We start from the raw sequence: 15,869 nt of genomic DNA, 5'->3' as shown, positions 1-15,869 counted from the left end.
ATCGCCGCACACTCGGCCCCGGCGTACTAGGGTCGTCTGAAGTACCGGATACCCGATACATCCTCAGCGCATTGGAGGTGGCACATGCTTGCGACCGCGCCGCGCCGCCTCCCCCCTCACCCGACGAAGGAGCACCCTCGATGCCCATCCCCACGCTGACCGACCAGCCGCCGGCACCGCGTCGCCTCCTGCGCGACGTCGTCTACGACAAGATGTTCAACGCCATCATCGACGGCACCCTCGAGTTCGGGGAGCGCCTCAACGACGACCAGCTCGTCGCCTGGCTCGGCGTCTCGCGCACCCCCGTCCGCGAGGCCATCGCCAAGCTCGCCGACCAGGCCCTCGTCGACATCGAGGCCAACCGCTACACGCGCATCGTCGACCCGTCGTACGACGAGTTCGTCGACACGGTCGACGTCGGCTACGCCGTCTGGTCGCTGCTCGTCGAGCGCGCCGTGCCGAAGCTCGACAAGGGCCAGCGCGCCGAGGTCGTCAAGCTGCTCGACGCCCGCGCGAAGGCGTTCAAGTCGAAGAAGGAGGAGGAGATCCCGGGGCTGATCCGCCTCAACGAGATCCTGCTCCAGGCCGCCGACAGCACCGCGCTCGACCGCCTGTGGTCGAACACGGGACCGCGCCTGCTGCTGCTGCTCCGCCGCCCGTCCGCGAACGGCATCTTCGACTTCGACGTCGCAGCCTCGTTCACGACCACACTGCGCGACGCCGTCAAGGCCGACGACGCCGCGGCCGCCGCCGAGGCCGTCCGCATGCAGCCCGCGCGCTTCGAGGGGCTCTACGCGGCCGTCCGCGAGGCCGGCGTCTACCGCTCCTGAGCACCGACGACGTGACCTCCTCCGACGACGTCGCAGCACCGGGGGACACCGCCCCGGTGCTCGACGTGGTCGACGCCCGCGTCACCCGCTCGGGCCGCGACCTGCTGCGCGACGTCTCGCTCACCGTCCGTGCCGGTGAGCACTGGGCCCTGATCGGCCCGAACGGGGCGGGCAAGACGACGCTGCTCACGCTCTGCGGGGCCCTCGGCCACCCGTCCGGCGGCACCGTCGAGGTGCTCGGGCGCCGACTCGGCCGGGTCGAGCTGCGCGAGCTCCGCCGACACATCGGCCACGTCGACCCGCGGCACCGCATGGTCCGCGACAACACGGTGCACGAGGTCGTGCTGACCGGGCTGACGGGCTCGAGCGACCCCGAGCTGCGGTGGCGACCGAGCCGGGAGCAGGAGGAGCGGGCCGACCTGCTCCGCGCCTCCGTGGGGCTGGAGGCGCGGCGCGACAGCCGCTGGAGCCTGCTCTCGCAGGGCGAGCGCGGCCGGGCCCTCATCGCCCGGGCGCTGGTCGGCGAGCCGGCCCTCCTGCTGCTCGACGAGCCCGCGACGGGGCTCGACGTCGCCGCCCGCGAGCACCTGCTCGACACGGTCGACCTGCTGCGCCGGGAGCACCCCGAGGTCGCGTCGGTCACCGTCACCCACCATCTGGAGGACCTGCCGGCGAGCACGACGCACGCGATGCTGCTGCGTGACGGCCGGGTCTTCGCGACGGGCACGGCGGACGAGGTGCTGACGAGCGAGCTCGTGTCGGGCGCGTTCGACCACCCGCTGACGATCGAGCGGCTCGACGGGCGCTGGCTGGCGCGGACGCGCCGCGGCTGAGGCCGCCGGGCGGGCGCCTGCACCCGTCGCGCCGGCACCGCGAGGGCCGCGCACCGCGGTGCGGTGGGCCGGCTCCGAGCCCCGGGCCGCCGGGGGCCCGCGCCGCGCCCGCTCCGCGCCTGCTACGCGGCGGTCGCCGCCGCCGCGGCCCTCGCCGCCGCGGGCAGCGCGTCGACGATGCGCGACACCGCCGCGTCGTCGTGCGCCGCCGTGACGAACCACGCCTCGTACACCGACGGCGGCAGGTTCACCCCCGAGTCGAGCATCGAGTGGAAGAACGGCGGGTAGCGCCAGGTCTGCTGCGCACGCACGTCGTCGTAGTTCGTCGGCGCCGTCTCGGCGAAGGCGAACGAGAAGAGCGAGCCGGCCCGCTGCACCGTGTGGGCGACGCCCTCGGCCGAGAGGGCCGACGACACCTCCGTCGACAGCTGGTCGGCGAGCGAGTCGAGCTTCGCGTACACCTCGGGGGTGGCGAGGCGGAGGGTCGCGATGCCCGCCGCGACCGCGACCGGGTTGCCGCTCAGCGTGCCCGCCTGGTAGACGGGCCCGAGCGGTGCGAGGAAGTCCATGACCTCGGCCCGGCCGCCGAGCGCCGCGAGCGGCATGCCGCCGCCGATGACCTTGCCGAAGGTGATGAGGTCGGGCTCCCAGCCGGCCCCGTCGGGCACGACGCGGGAGGCCTCGAGGCCCCACCAGCCGGCGGGTCCGACGCGGAAGCCGGTGAGCACCTCGTCGATGATGAGCAGCGACCCGGCGCGACGGGTGATCTCCGACAGGCTGCGGTTGAAGCCGCGCTGGGGGGCGAGCACGCCCATGTTCGCGGCGGCTGCCTCCACGATCACCGCCGCGATGCGCGGCCCGTGCTCGTCGAAGACCGCGCGCACGGCGTCGAGGTCGTTGTAGGGCAGCACGAGGGTCTGCGCCGCGGTCTCGGCGGTGATGCCCGCCGACCCCGGCATCGACAGCGTCGCGACGCCGGAGCCGGCCTCGGCCAGCAGCGAGTCGGAGTGCCCGTGGTAGTGCCCGGCGAACTTCACCAGCAGGTCGCGGCCGGTGTAGCCGCGGGCCAGCCGGATGGCCGTCATCGTCGCCTCGGTGCCGGTCGACACCATGCGGATCTTGCCGATCGGCCGTGCGTCGCCCACGGAGACGCGCTCGCGCACCAGCTCGGCGAGCTCGGTCTCGGCGGGCGTCGAGGCGCCGAACGAGAGACCACGCGCGGCGGCCTCCTGCACGGCACGCAGCACCTCGGGGTGCGTGTGCCCGAGGATCGCCGGGCCCCACGACGCGACGAGGTCGACGTAGTCGCGTCCCTCGGCGTCGGTCACGTGCGCGCCGTGCGCCCCGACGAGGAAGCGCGGCGTGCCGCCGACGCTGCCGTACGCGCGCACGGGCGAGTTGACCCCGCCCGGGATCGAGCGCTTGGCCCGCGTGAAGTACTGCTCGTTGCTCTCGCTCATCAGATGAGTCCCTTCCGGAGGCGCGTGGCCAGTTCCGTCGCCCAGTACGTCAGGATCGTGTCGGCCCCCGCACGCTTGATCGACAGCACGCTCTCGTACGAGGCGGCGTCGGCGTCGATCCAGCCGTTCGCGGCGGCGGCCTGGATCATCGCGTACTCGCCGCTGATCTGGTAGGCCCAGACCGGAACCGGGCTCATCGCCGCGGTCTCGGCGAGCACGTCGAGGTAGCTCATCGCCGGCTTCACCATGACGACGTCGGCGCCCTCGGCGAGGTCGAGCTCGACCTCGCGGATGCCCTCGCGCCCGTTCGCGGCGTCCTGCTGGTAGGTGCGGCGGTCGCCGACGAGCGTGGACTGCACGGCCTCGCGGAACGGGCCGTAGAACGCCGAGGCGTACTTGGCGGCGTAGGCGAGCAGCGCGGTCCCGCCGTGGCCGGCGTCGTCGAGGGCCTCGCGGGCCGAGCCGATCTGGCCGTCCATCATGCCGCTCATGCCGATCAGCTCGGAGCCGGCCTCGGCCTGCACGACCGCCATCTCGTCGTAGCGGGCGAGGGTCGCGTCGTTGTCGACCGAGCCGTCGGCGGCGAGCACGCCGCAGTGGCCGTGGTCGGTGAACTCGTCGAGGCAGAGGTCGGTCTGCACCACGAGGGCGCCGCCCGCCGCGTCGACCGCGACGCGCGTCGCGACGTTGAGGATGCCCTCGGGGTCGGTCGCGCCCGAGCCGATCGCGTCCTTCTCGAGCGGCACCCCGAAGAGCATGACCCCGCCGACGCCCGCGGCCGCGGCCTCCTCGACCGCCCGCGGCAGGCTCGAGAGGCTGTGGTGCACGACGCCCGGCATCGACGCGATGGGGCTCGGCTCGTCGATGCCCTCGCGGACGAACATCGGCAGCACGAGGTCGGCGGGGTGGAGCCGCGTCTCGGCGACGAGCCGGCGCATGGCCGGGGTGGCGCGGAGGCGGCGGGGACGGACGCGGGGGAACTGTGACATGGCCTTCTCGGGTGGATCGTGACCGCCGGGCGGACGAGCGGCGGGCGGTCGGGTGGAGGGCGGCGCGACGGGCGGGCCGTCGCGTCGGCGACCTACCGGTCGACCTCGTCGAGGCCGTCGGCCCCGGGGTCGGCCTCGGCGCGGAGCGCCACGGCGTGGTCGACGACGGCCTCGACGAGCGAGGCGGCCGATCGGGTCTCGGCGATCAGGTGCACCGGCAGGCCGGCGGCACGGGCGTCGAAGGCGGTGCGCGGTCCGATGCACGCGACGACCGTGCCCTCGGGCAGGGGCGCGAGCTGGGCCGCGATCTGGCGGGCGACGCTGCCCGAGGTGACGAGCACGACGCCGATGTCGCCCGACGCGACGCCGTCGACGACCTCGGACGAGACGGGCACGCCGACCGTGCGGTAGGCCGAGACGAACTCGGCGTCGAAGCCGCGCTCGGAGAGGCCTGCCACGAGCGTCGGCTCGGCCAGGTCGGACTGCGGGACGAGCACGCGACCCGCGACGGACTCGCGCGGCCACTCCTTGACGAGGCCCCGGGCCGAGTTGTCGCCCTCGGGCACGAAGTCGACGCGGTAGCCCGCGAGCGTCAGGGCCGCCGCGGTGGTCTCGCCGACGGCCGCGACGCGCGTCTCGGCCGGCGGGCGGATGCCGTTGCCGACGAGCACGTCGACGGTGGTGGCGCTCGTGACGACCAGCCACTCGTAGACGCCGGCCTGCAGGCGGGCCAGCGCCGCGGCGAGCAGCTCGGGCGTCTCGGCCGGGGCGAAGTTGATCATCGGGGCGATGACGGGCGAGGCCCCGAACGACCGCAGCGAGGCGGAGACGTTGTCGCCCCAGGTGCCGCCGCGCGGCACGAGCACGCGCGTGCCCTTGAGGGGCTTCACGGCGGTCACGAGGCGCTGCCGATCGGGTCGCCGCCGCCGGGGCCGTCGCCGAGCGGGGCGAGGTCGGCGGCGCCGAGCTCGAGCAGCTCGGCGACGACGCGGCCGGCCACCTCGTGCACGTCGGTCAGCTGGACTGCCAGGGGGCCGTCCTCCAGCGAGACGGCGTGCGACGCGCTGACGTGGGCGGTGCCGTCGGGCCGGTAGACCGTCGCGCTGAGCAGCAGCAGGCCCGCGTCGACGACGGCCGTGGCGCCGATCGGCGCCGAGCAGCCGGCCTCGAGGGCCGAGAGCACCTCGCGCTCGGCGGTGACGACGAGGCGGGTCTCGAGGTGCTCGAGCGCGCGCAGGCCGCGGGCGAGGTCGTCGTCGGCGTCGCCCTCGCGCACCTCGACGGCCAGGGCCCCCTGGCCCGGGGCGCTGGGCCACGGGCCGAGCCCGAGCAGCTCGGTGACGGCCGACGAGCGGCCCAGGCGCTCGAGGCCCGCCGCCGACAGGACGACGGCGTGCAGGTCGTCGTCGACCCGGCGGAGGCGCGTGTCGACGTTGCCGCGGATGGGCACGACCTCGAGGTCGGGCCGTCGCGTGAGCAGCTGCGCCACGCGCCGCGGCGAGCCGGTGCCGACCCTCGCCCCCTCGGGCAGGGTCTCGAGCGTGAGCCCGTCGCGCGCGCAGAGGGCGTCGCGGGCGTCCGCCCGACCGGGGATCGCGCCGATGACGAGACCCGGGTGGGAGGCGGTGGGCAGGTCCTTCAGGGAGTGCACGAGGACGTCGCACCCGTCGGCGAGCAGCGACTCGCGGAGGGCGCTGGCGAACACGCCGGTGCCGCCGAGCGAGAGCGACTCGCCCGTCGCCTGGGTGCGGTCGCCCTCTGTGTGCACGCGGACGAGCTCGACGTCGTGCCCCGTCGCGGCCGCCAGGCGCTCGGCGACCGTCGTCGACTGGGCGACCGCCAGCGCGCTCGCCCTCGTCCCTACTCGCAGTGTCGCCACGCCGCTACGGGACCAGTCCCGAGACGGCGGGCTTGAAGCCGAGCCGGACGTTCTCGCAGCAGCCCGGACGGCACACGTCGTACCAGGGCCCGAGGTCGGTGAGGTGCGGGCGGTCCTCCGCCGGGGTGCCCTCGACCCGCTCGAGCACGAGGTCGACGAGACCCGTCACGTAGTTCGGGTCGATGCCGGGGGTGGGGGTGCGGGTCGCCCAGAAGCCGTTCTTCTCGCTGGTCTCGAGCGCCTCTTCGTCGAGGTCCCACATGACCTCCATGTGGTCGCTGACGAAGCCGAGGGGCACGATGACGACGGCACGGGTCGGTCCGCCGGCGAGGGCGTCGATCGCGTCGTTGATGTCGGGCTCGAGCCACGGCATCGAGGGCGGGCCGCTGCGCGACTGGTAGACGAGCTGCCACGGCACGGTCGTGCCGCCCTCGGCGGGCGCCTCGAGGCCGAGACCCGCCTCGGCGGCGGCCATGACGACCTCCGCGACGGCCTTGTGCTGGGCGGCGTAGGCGCCCTCGTCGTCGAACCCGCGTGCCTCCGGCCCGCTGCGCGCGGCGTCGGACGACGGGATCGAGTGGGTGGCGAAGAGCACCTGCACCTCGGTGGTCAGGTCGAGGGCGGCGTTGGCGGCCCGCGCCTCCTCCAGGCCCTTCCGCACGCCGTCGATGAACGGCTGCACGAAGCCGGGGTGGTCGAAGAACTGCCGCACCTTGTCGATCTGCAGCTTGCCCTCGAGCCCGGTCGCCTCGAGCGCCATGGCGAAGTCCTCCCGGTACTGCCGGCACGAGCTGTACGACGAGTACGCGCTGGTGGCGACGGCGATGAGCTTCGTGAAGCCGCGCTCGTCGGCCTCGCGCACGGCGTCGGCCATGTAGGGGTCCCAGTTGCGGTTGCCCCAGATGACGGGCAGGTCGATGCCGCGTCGCGACAGCTCGCCCTCGAGGGCGGCCTTGAGCTCGCGGTTGTGCTGGTTGATCGGGCTCACGCCGCCGAAGTGGCGGTAGTGGGTCGCGACCTCTTCGAGGCGCTCCTCCGGGATGCCGCGGCCGCGCGTCACGTTGCGGAGGAAGGGGATGACGTCGTCCTGGCCCTCGGGCCCGCCGAAGCCGGCGAGCAGGATCGCGTCGTACGCGGTCGGCTCGCTGACGTGCTCGGGGCCCTGGGCGGCCGCGGGGGTCGCGGCGCGGACGAGCTCGCCGTTGGTGATGCCGGTGGTGTCGGTCACGACAGGACCTCGATGATCTCGGTGGTGGTGATCCGTCGCCCTGTGTAGAACGGGATCTCTTCTCGGACGTGGCGGCGGGCCTCGGTGTAGCGGAGGTCGCGCATGAGGTCGACGAGCTGGACGAGCTCGGGGGCCTCCAGCGCGAGGATCCACTCGTAGTCGCCGAGCGAGAAGCTCGCGACCGTGTTCGTGAGCACGGCACGGTGCGCCGCGCCCTGCTTGCCGTGGTCGGCCAGCATCTGGCGGCGCTCCGGCTCGGGCAGCAGGTACCACTCGTAGCTGCGGACGAAGGGGTAGACGGTGAGCCACGCCTCGGGCTCCTTGCCGCGCATGAAGGCGGGGCTGTGGCTGCGAGAGAACTCGGCCTGGCGGTGCATGCCCATCGCGTTCCACGTCGGGAGCAGGCCGCCGAGCACGTCGGTGCGGAGCAGGCGGCGGTACGCCGACTGGATCGCCTCGGGCACCTCGCCGTGCAGCCAGATCATGACGTCGGCGTCGGCGCGCAGCGCGCTCACGTCGTAGAAGCCGCGGACGACGACGCCCTCCTCGGCGAGGGAGGCCACCAGCTCGTCGAGCTGCGGCACGTCGGCCTCGTCGGGCGCGTAGGGGTTCTGCGGGTCGCGGCGGAGCACGGCCCAGAGCGTGTAGCCGAGGGTCTCGGCGCCCTGGTCGCCCTCGCCCTGGGGCGTCGGGGCGGCGTCGGGACGGTGGTGCGACGGCTCGCCCGCGGGGGCGGCCGGGTGATCGGACGTCGGCAGGTCGGGGACCGGCACGTCGGACGGGGAACTCATTGCTCCATTCTCTCCCTGCGTCGGCTGGGAGCCCAACCAGGAGCCTCGACCTCGAACGTCCCCGCCGGGGTACGCCCGAGGCCGGGCCCGGGGAGGGCCGGCGAGGCGGTCAGCGCTTCTTGACGGCGGCGACGACGATGCCGCCCACGGCGAGCGCCGCGACGCCCACGCCGGCCAGCCACGGGGCCCGGTCGCGCTCGAACGACGCCTTGGCGCGGTGGCCCGCCATGCCGAGCTGCTTCGGCACGTTCAGCTTGTCTTCGAGCTCGTTGAGCGTCGCCGCGAGCTCGGCGCGGGTGCGGTCGATGCGGGCCTGGATGTCGTCGGTGTCGCTCACGGTGTTCTCCGATCGGGTGGTGCGAGGAAGGGCGAGGAGGCGCGTCAGCGGTCGTCGAGGCTGGCGTTCGGGATGGTGCCCACGCCCTTGACGGCCTTGAGGTCGCGCTTGAGGCTGGCGAGGGTCTTCTCCGGCACGGCCGGCAGCCCCTTCTTGATGCTCTTGTAGCCGAGGAAGGCGAGCAGCGCCGCGACGAGCAGCAGCACGAACGCGACGATCAGGGCCGAGAGCCAGCCCGGCAGCCAGATGGCGAGCAGCAGCACGATGCCGGTCAGCAGCACGCCGAGCATGGCGAACACGAAGATCAGGGCCCCGACGAGGAAGCCCGCGCCGACGCCGAACGCCTTGAGCGTGCCGACGACCTCGTGCTTGAGGAGGGCGAGCTCGCCCTTGACGAGGTCGGTGATGAGCGTCGGCAGGTCCTGCACGAGCGCGAAGAGCGACCGCGAGCCCTTGCCGTGGCGGACGCGGTCGCTCCGGGTGGAGTCGGTCATCGCTTCTTCTTCCGCCCGCCCCCGACGAGCTTCACGAGCAGGGTCTTGACGCCCACGACGATCGCGTCGACGCCGTCGGCGGCCTTCGCGCCGGCGAAGTCCTCCGCCTTGACGACCTGGCGCTGCACCGCGCGGCTGTGCCAGAGCTTCGAGGCCCTGCCCGAGATCTGCTCGTAACGCTCGTGGCCGGCTCGTGCGCCGAGCACGAAGCCGAGTGCTGCTCCGGCGACGAAGATCAGTTTGCCTCGCATGTCGCTCCATCCTGGTGGTCGTCCGCGCGCGGACCGGTGCCCGGCGCGTCGGTCCAATCTAGCCCGGGCGCGAGCGCCGGTGCCCGCCCGGGCGCGGCGACCCGCCGCCAGCGGACAGGCCGGGCGCGTCCGGGCGCGTCGGCCCGGCTCAGCCCGTCGTCGCGGCGGAGACGAGCTCCGCGACGGTGCGGCGCGAGCGGACGACCACGGCTGCGAGCCCCCGCCCGGCCACGGCGCCGCCGACGCGGACGACGCCGTCGAGGGGCGACGGGGAGGCGCGGTGCGCCTCCTCGGGGACGGGCGCGTCCCAGACCACCCGCGCGGTGCCCTCCACCGACCCGGCGCGCAGCTCGACGCCGAGCAGCGCCGACGCGTCGGCGAGCGCCTGCGCGCGCAGCTCGTCGTCGCTCGTGGCCGCGTCGACGACGGGCGAGTCGTAGCTGAGCCGGAGCACGTGGCGACCGTGGGCGGCCTCGGCCAGCCACGGCCATTTGGCGGTGCCGTGCGTGAGCGCCTTGGCCCGCACGCCGACGGCGCCCGGCGCGACGAGCACGCCCGTGCCGCGCGGGGCGGCGTCGAGGCGGTCGTCGCGCAGCACGATCGTCGCGAGGGTGATGAGGCCGCCGTCGGCGGGTCGCGGCCGGCCCTCGAGGGCCCGTGCAGCGCCTTCGCCGACCGCGAGCACGACGTGCGGCGGCGTCAGCACCTCGCCCGTGGCCAGCGAGACCGAGCGGGCGTCGAGCGCGGCGACGTCGGTGCCGAGCCGCACGTCGACGCCGAGCCGCCCGAGGTCGTCGACGAGCGCGTCGACCAGCCGCGCCATGCCGCCGCGCAGCCCGGCGACGGCCGAGCCGGCGGGCGCCAGGGCGCGGACGCTCCGCACGGCCGCGGCCAGCGACCCCTCGCGGGCCAGGGCGGCGCGCAGGCCGGGCGCGACGCGGTCGACCGCGAGCGCGTCGGGGTGGACCGAGTGCACGCCGCCGACGATCGGCGCGACGAGCCGGTCGAGCACGGCGGCGCCCATGCGGGCCCGGACGAACGGCCCGACCGTGTCGTGGTCGGCGCCCACGGCCGGGTCCGCGGAGTCGAGGCGCAGGGCCTCCTCGGCTGCGGCCCGGCCGATGACCGCGACGACGTCGTCGGCCGTCGGGTCGCCGGGGATGCCGAGCAGGCCGGTGCGCGGCAGGGGGAACGCCTCGCCCGCCCCGTGCTGCACCCAGGCGCCCCGCGGGTCGGGCAGCACGACGTCGGCGCCCAGCCCGAGCTCGTCGAGGAACGCCGCGACCACGCCGCCCTTCGTCGCGAAGCTCTCGGCCCCCGCGTCGAGGTCGAGGCCGGCCACGGTGTGCCGGGCCACCTCGCCGCCGAGCCGGTGCGAGCGCTCGAGCAGCACCACGCGGCGACCGGCCAGGGCCAGGTCGCGGGCGGCCACGAGCCCCGCGACGCCCCCGCCGACCACGACGACGTCGGGCCGGCCGACGGGAGCCGGGGAGGCGCGGCGTGCGCCTGCGGGAGCGGTCGCCTCGGCGGCGCTGGTCGCCTCGGTCACGGGGGCGCGCCTCCTACAGGCTGTGGGCCAGCTCGACGATGCGCGTCAGCACGTCGGGGTCGGTCTCGGGGCTGACCCCGTGGCCGAGGTTGAGGACGTGGCCGGGGGCCGAGCGGCCGCGCCGCGCCACGTCGCGGACGTGCTCCTCGAGCACGGGCCAGGGCGCCTGCAGCATCGCCGGGTCGATGTTGCCCTGCACGGGCACGCCGCCGCCGAGGCGACGCGACGCCTCGTCGAGCGGGATGCGCCAGTCGACGCCGACCGCGTCGACGCCGACGCCGTGCATGGCGCTCAGCACCTCGCCGCTGCCCACGCCGAAGTGGATCGTCGGCACGCCGAGGCCCGCCACGTGCGACAGGGCCCGGGCCGAGAACGGCGCGACGTGCGCCTGGTAGTCGGCGAGCGAGAGGCTGCCGACCCACGAGTCGAAGAGCTGCGCGGCGCTGGCGCCGGCGAGCACCTGCGCGCGGAGGAACTGGCCGGTGACGTCCGCGGCCCAGGTGAGGAGCGCCTCCCACGTCCCGGGGTCGCTGTGCATGAGGGCCCGGGCGCGGATGTGGTCCTTCGACGGACCGCCCTCGACGAGGTAGGCCGCGAGGGTGAAGGGGGCTCCGGCGAAGCCGATCAGCGGGGTCTCGCCGAGCTCGGCGACGGTGCGGGCGACGCCGTCCGCGATCGGCGACAGGGCGGCGGGGTCGAGCGGCCGCAGCGCGGCGACGTCGGCGGCCGTGCGGATCGGCTGCTCGAGCACGGGCCCGCGGCCGGGCACGATGTCGACGGCGACGCCCGCGATCTTGATCGGCACGACGATGTCGCTGAAGAAGATGCCGGCGTCGACGTGGTGCCGACGCACGGGCTGCAACGTGATCTCGCTCGAGAGAGCGGGGTCGAGGCACGCGTCGAGCATCTTCGTGCCGACCCGCAGCTCGCGGTACTCGGGCAGCGAGCGCCCGGCCTGCCGCATGAACCAGACGGGGAGGCGCTCGGGCCGGTCTCCGCGCAGGGCGCGCACCAGGGGCGAGCGCGTCGTCAGGCCGGTGGCCAGGGGGTGCTGTTGAGGCAGGTTCACGTGCTTCATCCTCCCATCGACCGCTGGACGCGGTCCGTGCACCCCCCGCCGGAGGCGCGGCTCAGCCGATCTCGACGACCATCTTCCCGACGTTGTCGCCGCGCATCAGGCCCGTGAAGGCGTCGAACGCCGAGTCGATGCCCTCGACGACGGTCTCGTCGTGGACGACGTCGCCCGCCGCGAGCCACGGGCCCATCTCGGCCTGGAAGGCCGGGGCGACATGACGGTAGTTGCCGAGCGTGAAGCCCGTGAGGGTCAGGCCGCGCGTGACGACGTTGGTCATGTTCGTGATGCCCACGGGGGCGCCGGTCGCGTTGTAGTTCGCGATCGAGCCGCAGAGCGCGGCTCGGCCGCCGTCGCGGAAGGCGCCGAGGGCGGCCGAGAGGTGGTCGCCGCCGACGTTGTCGAAGTAGAGGTCGACGCCGTCGGGAGCGGCCTCGGCCAGCAGCTCGGCGACGTCGCCGTCACGGTAGTTGAAGGCCGCGTCGAAGCCGTACCTCGAGGTGAGCAGCTCGACCTTCTCCGCGCTGCCCGCGCTGCCGACCACGCGCGACGCGCCCTTGAGGCGGGCGATCTGGCCGACCATCGAGCCCACGGCCCCGGCCGCGCCGGAGACGAAGACGACGTCGCCCTCGCGGATGCCCGCGATCTCGGTGAGGCCGACGTAGGCGGTCAGGCCGGTGAGGCCGAGCACGCCGAGGTAGGCGGAGAGCGACACGCCCTCGGTCGGCTGCACCGGGCGGAAGCCAGCGGCGGGGCCCTGGGCGACGTCGCGCCAGCCCTGGTCGTGCAGCACCACGGTGCCGACGGCGAGGTCGTCGCTGCGCGACTCGACGACGCGGCCGACCGCGCCGCCGGTCATCGTCTCGTCGAGCGCGAACGGGGGCACGTACGACTTCACGTCGTTCATGCGGCCGCGCATGTAGGGGTCGACCGAGAGGTACTCGTTCTGCACGCGCACCTCGCCCTCCCCGAGCTCGGGCAGCGTCACCTCGACGCGACGGACGTCGTCGGGGGTCGGCTCGCCGACGGGTCGGGCGTGCAGCTGCCACTGGGTGCTGGTGGTCGTGGTCATGGGTCCTCCTCGGACGGACGGGCACCGGTCGCGTCGCCGGGTGCGGCGGCCGTGTTGCATCAGACAACGATCATGGACCCCCGTGCCCGAGCGTCGTCTCGACATCGAGCCAACACCCAGCCGAAACGGCTGATCAGCGTTAGGATCACTCAGTGCTCATCTGCCTCACGGCGTCCCACCGGAACGCCCGATTCGACCTCCTCGAGAAGTTGAGCATCGGCGCACCCTCGGCGGCGAGCACCCTGGTCGACGGCAGCGACTTCGTAAGCGGTGCCGTGGTCCTCGCGACCTGCAACCGCTTCGAGGCCTACCTCGACGTCGACGAGCCCCTCACCGCGGCGAGCGCCGTGGCCGTCGAGGCCACCATCAGCACGATGAGCGAGGCCAGCGGCGTCTCCCCCGACGAGATGCGCGACAGCGTCCGCGTCATCACCGGCGACGAGGTCGTCGAGCACCTCTTCGCCGTGAGCTCCGGCCTCGAGTCGGTCGTCGTCGGCGAGGACGAGATCTCCGGGCAGGTCCGCCGAGCCCTCGAGCGAGCCCGCGAGGTCGGCACGACGTCGTCCGACCTCGAGCGCCTGTTCCAGAAGGCCTCGCACACCTCGCGCGGCGTCAAGAACCGCACGAACGTCGGAGGCGCGGGCCGGTCGCTCGTGCGCCTCGCCCTCGAGCTCGCGTCGTCGCGGGTCACCGACTGGGCCGAGGCCCGCGTGCTCATCGTGGGCACCGGCCAGTACGCCGCCACGACGGTCGTCGCGCTGCGCGACCGGGGCGCCGGCGACCTGGCCGTGTTCTCGGGCTCGGGGCGCGCCTCCTGGTTCGGGCTCAAGCACGACCTGCGCCCCTACGACGACCTCGCCGAGGCGATCGCCTGGTCGGACGTCGTCATCACCTGCACCACGACGGCCGAGCCGGTCGTCGTGCCGTCGGTCGTCGACGAGGCCCGCCGCCTCGTCATCGACCTCGGCCTGCCCCGCAACGTCGACCCCGCCGTCGCGTCGGTGCCCGGCGTCGAGCTGCTCGACCTCGAGACCATCAGCCTGCACGCCCCGCTCACGCAGCTGCAGGCGGCCGACGACGCGCGGGCCATGGTGACCTCGGCCGCCGCCGAGTTCCAGGCCGTCGCCGCCGAGCAGTCGCTCGCGCCGGCCGTCGTCGCGCTCCGCAAGCACGTCTACGACGTGCTCGACGCGGAGATCGAGCGGGCGCGCGGCCGCGGCGACTCGGCCGAGGGCACCGAGCAGGCGCTCCGGCACCTCGCCGGCGTGCTCCTGCACACCCCCTCGGTGCGGGCCCGCGAGCTGGCCCGCGAGGGTCGCGGCGACGAGTTCCGTGCCGGCCTCGAGGCGCTCTTCGGCATCAGCGGCACGGGCGGCCAGGCCGTCGCGGGGCTGCGTTCCCTCGGCGACGAGCCCCGCGCCTCCGCCGGCTGAGCCGACCTCCGCGGCGTCGGAGCACCCTTCGGGCACGGTCTCGACGAGCCCGGCCTCCCCCTGTTCTGGGCTGGCCGACGCCCCCGTTCTGGGCGGGGCGGCGACGGCGGGGGCCTGCCTACGCTGACCGGGCGCTCCCGTCCCGGCCCCTGCCGGCGAGGGCGCTCCCCTGCTCCCGTCCGGAAGGAACACGGCCGTGCCGTCCCGCAAGACCCGCCCCGCGCGCCTGCTCGTCGGCGTGCTCGTCGCCGCCGCCGTCGCGTCGTCCGTCGTGCTCGGCGGCGGGGCGGCCACCGCGGCCGACCGCTCGCCCGCCGGCCGTCTCGACGAGGCGATCAGCGCCTCCCCCGGGTCGGTCAGCGTGCGGGGCTGGGCCGTCGACCCCGACCTCCGGGGCGCCGTGACGGTGCGGGTCGTCGTCGACGGGACGAAGCGCGCGAGCGTGACCGCGAACGCGTCGCGTCCCGACGTCGGACGGGCGCGTCCGGCCGACGGCCCGATGCACGGCGTCGTCGCGACCGTGACCGGCGTCGCCGCCGGCACGCGCTCCGTCTGCCTCGTCGCCGCGAACGTCGGCCCGGGCAGCGACCGCCAGCTCGGCTGCCGGTCGGTGACCGTCGCGAAGCCCGTCGCCACGGCCGCCCCGAAGCCCGCCCCCACGCCGTCCCCCACCCCCTCTCGGAGCCCCGTGTCGCCGAACCCCCTCGCCGCCGGGCAGTCGCGGCCCAGCTGGAGCGCCGCCGTCGAGGCCCAGTCCGCCGCCCGGGCCGCCGGCCGCACCGGCGTGGCCGCCGAGCTCGACGCCATCGCGGGGCAGCCGAGCGCGATCTGGCTCGGCGACTGGATGGACGACGCCACGCTCGTGCGCCAGCTGGGCGCCGACGTGGCCACCGCGCGGCGACAGGGCCGCGTGCCCGTCTTCGTCCTCTACGCGATCCCCCAGCGCGACTGCGGCCTGCACTCGGCGGGCGGCTTCACCGACCCGCGCTACCGCCAGTGGTCGTCGCTCGTCGCCACGACCCTGAAGGGCACCGGCGCCGTGGTGGTCGTCGAGCCCGACGCCCTGGCGCTGCTCGGGGACTGCCCGGGCCAGGGCGACCGCACGGGCCTGCTGAAGCACGCCGTCGACGCCCTCGCCGACGCCGGGGTCGCGGCGTACCTCGACGCCGGCACCTCGCAGTGGGTCGACCCGACCGTCATGGCGAAGCGCCTGAAGGCCGCCGGCGTCGACCGCGCGAGGGGCTTCTCGACGAACGTCTCGAACTACCGCACCACCGCCGAGGAGCGCGCCTACGCCGAGAAGGTCCGCGCCGCGCTCGGCGGGAAGGCCCGCTACGTCATCGACACCTCGCGCAACGGACGCGGCTGGCAGGGCGACTGGTGCAACCCGTCGGGCGTGGCGCTCGGCACGACGCCCCGAGCGGTCTCCGACGGCACGGGCCTCGACGCCCTGCTCTGGATCAAGCGCCCGGGCGAGAGCGACGGCACCTGCAACGGCGGCCCGTCGGCCGGCACCTTCTCCGAGGCCCTGGCGCTCGGGCTGATCCGGGGTCGCTGACCCGTGCCCGCTCGGCACCAGAGCGGCCGGAGGCCCCGGTGAGGAGGCGCGAGCCGACCCGTCGGGGGACGTTCGTGTCCCCCAGAGATGCGA

Annotated in this window: 16 protein-coding genes; 4 read left to right on the top strand and 12 right to left on the bottom strand. The window is 74.9% G+C overall.

The features are described from left to right. Positions 1-140 precede the first annotated feature (140 nt). Positions 141-830, top strand: a complete 690-nt coding sequence (locus EDF38_RS14560) for a GntR family transcriptional regulator (RefSeq protein ID WP_123356634.1) — start codon at positions 141-143, stop codon at positions 828-830. A gap of 11 nt (positions 831-841) precedes the next feature. Continuing rightward, positions 842-1,663 carry an ABC transporter ATP-binding protein gene (locus EDF38_RS14555; protein ID WP_123356632.1) on the top strand — a complete coding sequence of 274 codons (822 nt, stop codon included), beginning with the start codon at positions 842-844 and terminating at the stop codon, positions 1,661-1,663. A 122-nt stretch (positions 1,664-1,785) separates the two neighbouring features. On the opposite strand, the gene hemL is transcribed toward EDF38_RS14555, so the two are convergent. The 12 genes from hemL to EDF38_RS14495 all read right to left on the bottom strand — a co-directional run bounded on the left by hemL (position 1,786) and on the right by EDF38_RS14495 (position 12,785). Further along, the gene (gene hemL / locus EDF38_RS14550; protein WP_123356630.1) at positions 1,786-3,123 is read right to left on the bottom strand and encodes a glutamate-1-semialdehyde 2,1-aminomutase; all 1,338 of its coding nucleotides are present in this window, start codon (positions 3,121-3,123) and stop codon (positions 1,786-1,788) included. Then, positions 3,123-4,112 carry a porphobilinogen synthase gene (gene hemB, locus EDF38_RS14545; protein ID WP_123356628.1) on the bottom strand — a complete coding sequence of 330 codons (990 nt, stop codon included), beginning with the start codon at positions 4,110-4,112 and terminating at the stop codon, positions 3,123-3,125. The genes hemL and hemB overlap by 1 nt, the downstream gene beginning before the upstream one ends. Before the next feature lie 92 nt (positions 4,113-4,204). Next, positions 4,205-5,011 carry a uroporphyrinogen-III synthase gene (locus EDF38_RS14540; RefSeq protein ID WP_123356626.1) on the bottom strand — a complete coding sequence of 269 codons (807 nt, stop codon included), beginning with the start codon at positions 5,009-5,011 and terminating at the stop codon, positions 4,205-4,207. After that, positions 5,008-5,991, bottom strand: a complete 984-nt coding sequence (gene hemC, locus EDF38_RS14535; protein WP_123356624.1) for a hydroxymethylbilane synthase — start codon at positions 5,989-5,991, stop codon at positions 5,008-5,010. Before hemC ends, EDF38_RS14540 begins: the two co-directional genes overlap by 4 nt. Positions 5,992-5,995: 4 nt before the next feature. After that, positions 5,996-7,219, bottom strand: a complete 1,224-nt coding sequence (locus EDF38_RS14530) for a ferrochelatase (RefSeq protein ID WP_123356622.1) — start codon at positions 7,217-7,219, stop codon at positions 5,996-5,998. Continuing rightward, the gene (hemQ, locus tag EDF38_RS14525) at positions 7,216-8,010 is read right to left on the bottom strand and encodes a hydrogen peroxide-dependent heme synthase (RefSeq protein WP_123356620.1); all 795 of its coding nucleotides are present in this window, start codon (positions 8,008-8,010) and stop codon (positions 7,216-7,218) included. The genes EDF38_RS14530 and hemQ overlap by 4 nt, the downstream gene beginning before the upstream one ends. A 109-nt stretch (positions 8,011-8,119) precedes the next feature. After that, on the bottom strand, positions 8,120-8,347 hold the full coding sequence (locus EDF38_RS14520; RefSeq protein ID WP_123356618.1) for a DUF3618 domain-containing protein: 228 nt from the start codon (positions 8,345-8,347) through the stop codon (positions 8,120-8,122). Positions 8,348-8,391: 44 nt separating this feature from the next. Next, positions 8,392-8,841: a phage holin family protein gene (locus tag EDF38_RS14515; RefSeq protein ID WP_123356616.1), complete on the bottom strand. Its 450-nt coding sequence runs from the start codon at positions 8,839-8,841 to the stop codon at positions 8,392-8,394. Beyond that, positions 8,838-9,092: a hypothetical protein gene (locus tag EDF38_RS14510; RefSeq protein ID WP_123356614.1), complete on the bottom strand. Its 255-nt coding sequence runs from the start codon at positions 9,090-9,092 to the stop codon at positions 8,838-8,840. The genes EDF38_RS14515 and EDF38_RS14510 overlap by 4 nt, the downstream gene beginning before the upstream one ends. A 148-nt stretch (positions 9,093-9,240) precedes the next feature. After that, positions 9,241-10,641 carry an NAD(P)/FAD-dependent oxidoreductase gene (locus EDF38_RS14505; protein ID WP_304984675.1) on the bottom strand — a complete coding sequence of 467 codons (1,401 nt, stop codon included), beginning with the start codon at positions 10,639-10,641 and terminating at the stop codon, positions 9,241-9,243. Positions 10,642-10,654: 13 nt separating this feature from the next. Beyond that, positions 10,655-11,719: a uroporphyrinogen decarboxylase gene (hemE, locus tag EDF38_RS14500; RefSeq protein ID WP_123356612.1), complete on the bottom strand. Its 1,065-nt coding sequence runs from the start codon at positions 11,717-11,719 to the stop codon at positions 10,655-10,657. A gap of 52 nt (positions 11,720-11,771) precedes the next feature. Continuing rightward, positions 11,772-12,785 carry an NADP-dependent oxidoreductase gene (locus EDF38_RS14495; protein WP_123356610.1) on the bottom strand — a complete coding sequence of 338 codons (1,014 nt, stop codon included), beginning with the start codon at positions 12,783-12,785 and terminating at the stop codon, positions 11,772-11,774. A 152-nt stretch (positions 12,786-12,937) separates the two neighbouring features. Here EDF38_RS14495 and EDF38_RS14490 point away from each other — a divergent pair, with 152 nt between their 5' ends. Both EDF38_RS14490 and EDF38_RS14485 read left to right on the top strand, forming a co-directional pair. Continuing rightward, entirely contained in the window at positions 12,938-14,218 is a 1,281-nt protein-coding gene (locus EDF38_RS14490) for a glutamyl-tRNA reductase (RefSeq protein WP_123356608.1), read from the top strand. 196 nt (positions 14,219-14,414) lie between these two features. After that, positions 14,415-15,776 (top strand): glycoside hydrolase family 6 protein, encoded by a 1,362-nt coding sequence (locus EDF38_RS14485; protein WP_123356606.1) that lies wholly within the window; start codon positions 14,415-14,417, stop codon positions 15,774-15,776. Positions 15,777-15,869: the final 93 nt, after the last annotated feature.

The sequence above is a fragment of the Frigoribacterium sp. PhB160 genome (genome assembly GCF_003751785.1).
Classification (GTDB): Bacteria; Actinomycetota; Actinomycetes; order Actinomycetales; family Microbacteriaceae; genus Frigoribacterium.
The sequence above is the reverse complement of the archived record's forward strand: the minus strand, read 5'-3'. Positions and strand labels throughout refer to the sequence as shown.

What these genes read in the sequence shown, in the direction of transcription:
- hemL (WP_123356630.1), bottom strand. Translation starts at nt 3,123, where the DNA reads ATGAGCGAGAGCAACGAGCAGTACTTCACGCGGGCCAAGCGCTCGATC.
- EDF38_RS14510 (WP_123356614.1), bottom strand. Translation starts at nt 9,092, where the DNA reads ATGCGAGGCAAACTGATCTTCGTCGCCGGAGCAGCACTCGGCTTCGTG.
- hemE (WP_123356612.1), bottom strand. Translation starts at nt 11,719, where the DNA reads ATGAAGCACGTGAACCTGCCTCAACAGCACCCCCTGGCCACCGGCCTG.
- EDF38_RS14560 (WP_123356634.1), top strand. Translation starts at nt 141, where the DNA reads ATGCCCATCCCCACGCTGACCGACCAGCCGCCGGCACCGCGTCGCCTC.
- EDF38_RS14495 (WP_123356610.1), bottom strand. Translation starts at nt 12,785, where the DNA reads ATGACCACGACCACCAGCACCCAGTGGCAGCTGCACGCCCGACCCGTC.
- EDF38_RS14515 (WP_123356616.1), bottom strand. Translation starts at nt 8,841, where the DNA reads ATGACCGACTCCACCCGGAGCGACCGCGTCCGCCACGGCAAGGGCTCG.
- hemQ (WP_123356620.1), bottom strand. Translation starts at nt 8,010, where the DNA reads ATGAGTTCCCCGTCCGACGTGCCGGTCCCCGACCTGCCGACGTCCGAT.
- hemB (WP_123356628.1), bottom strand. Translation starts at nt 4,112, where the DNA reads ATGTCACAGTTCCCCCGCGTCCGTCCCCGCCGCCTCCGCGCCACCCCG.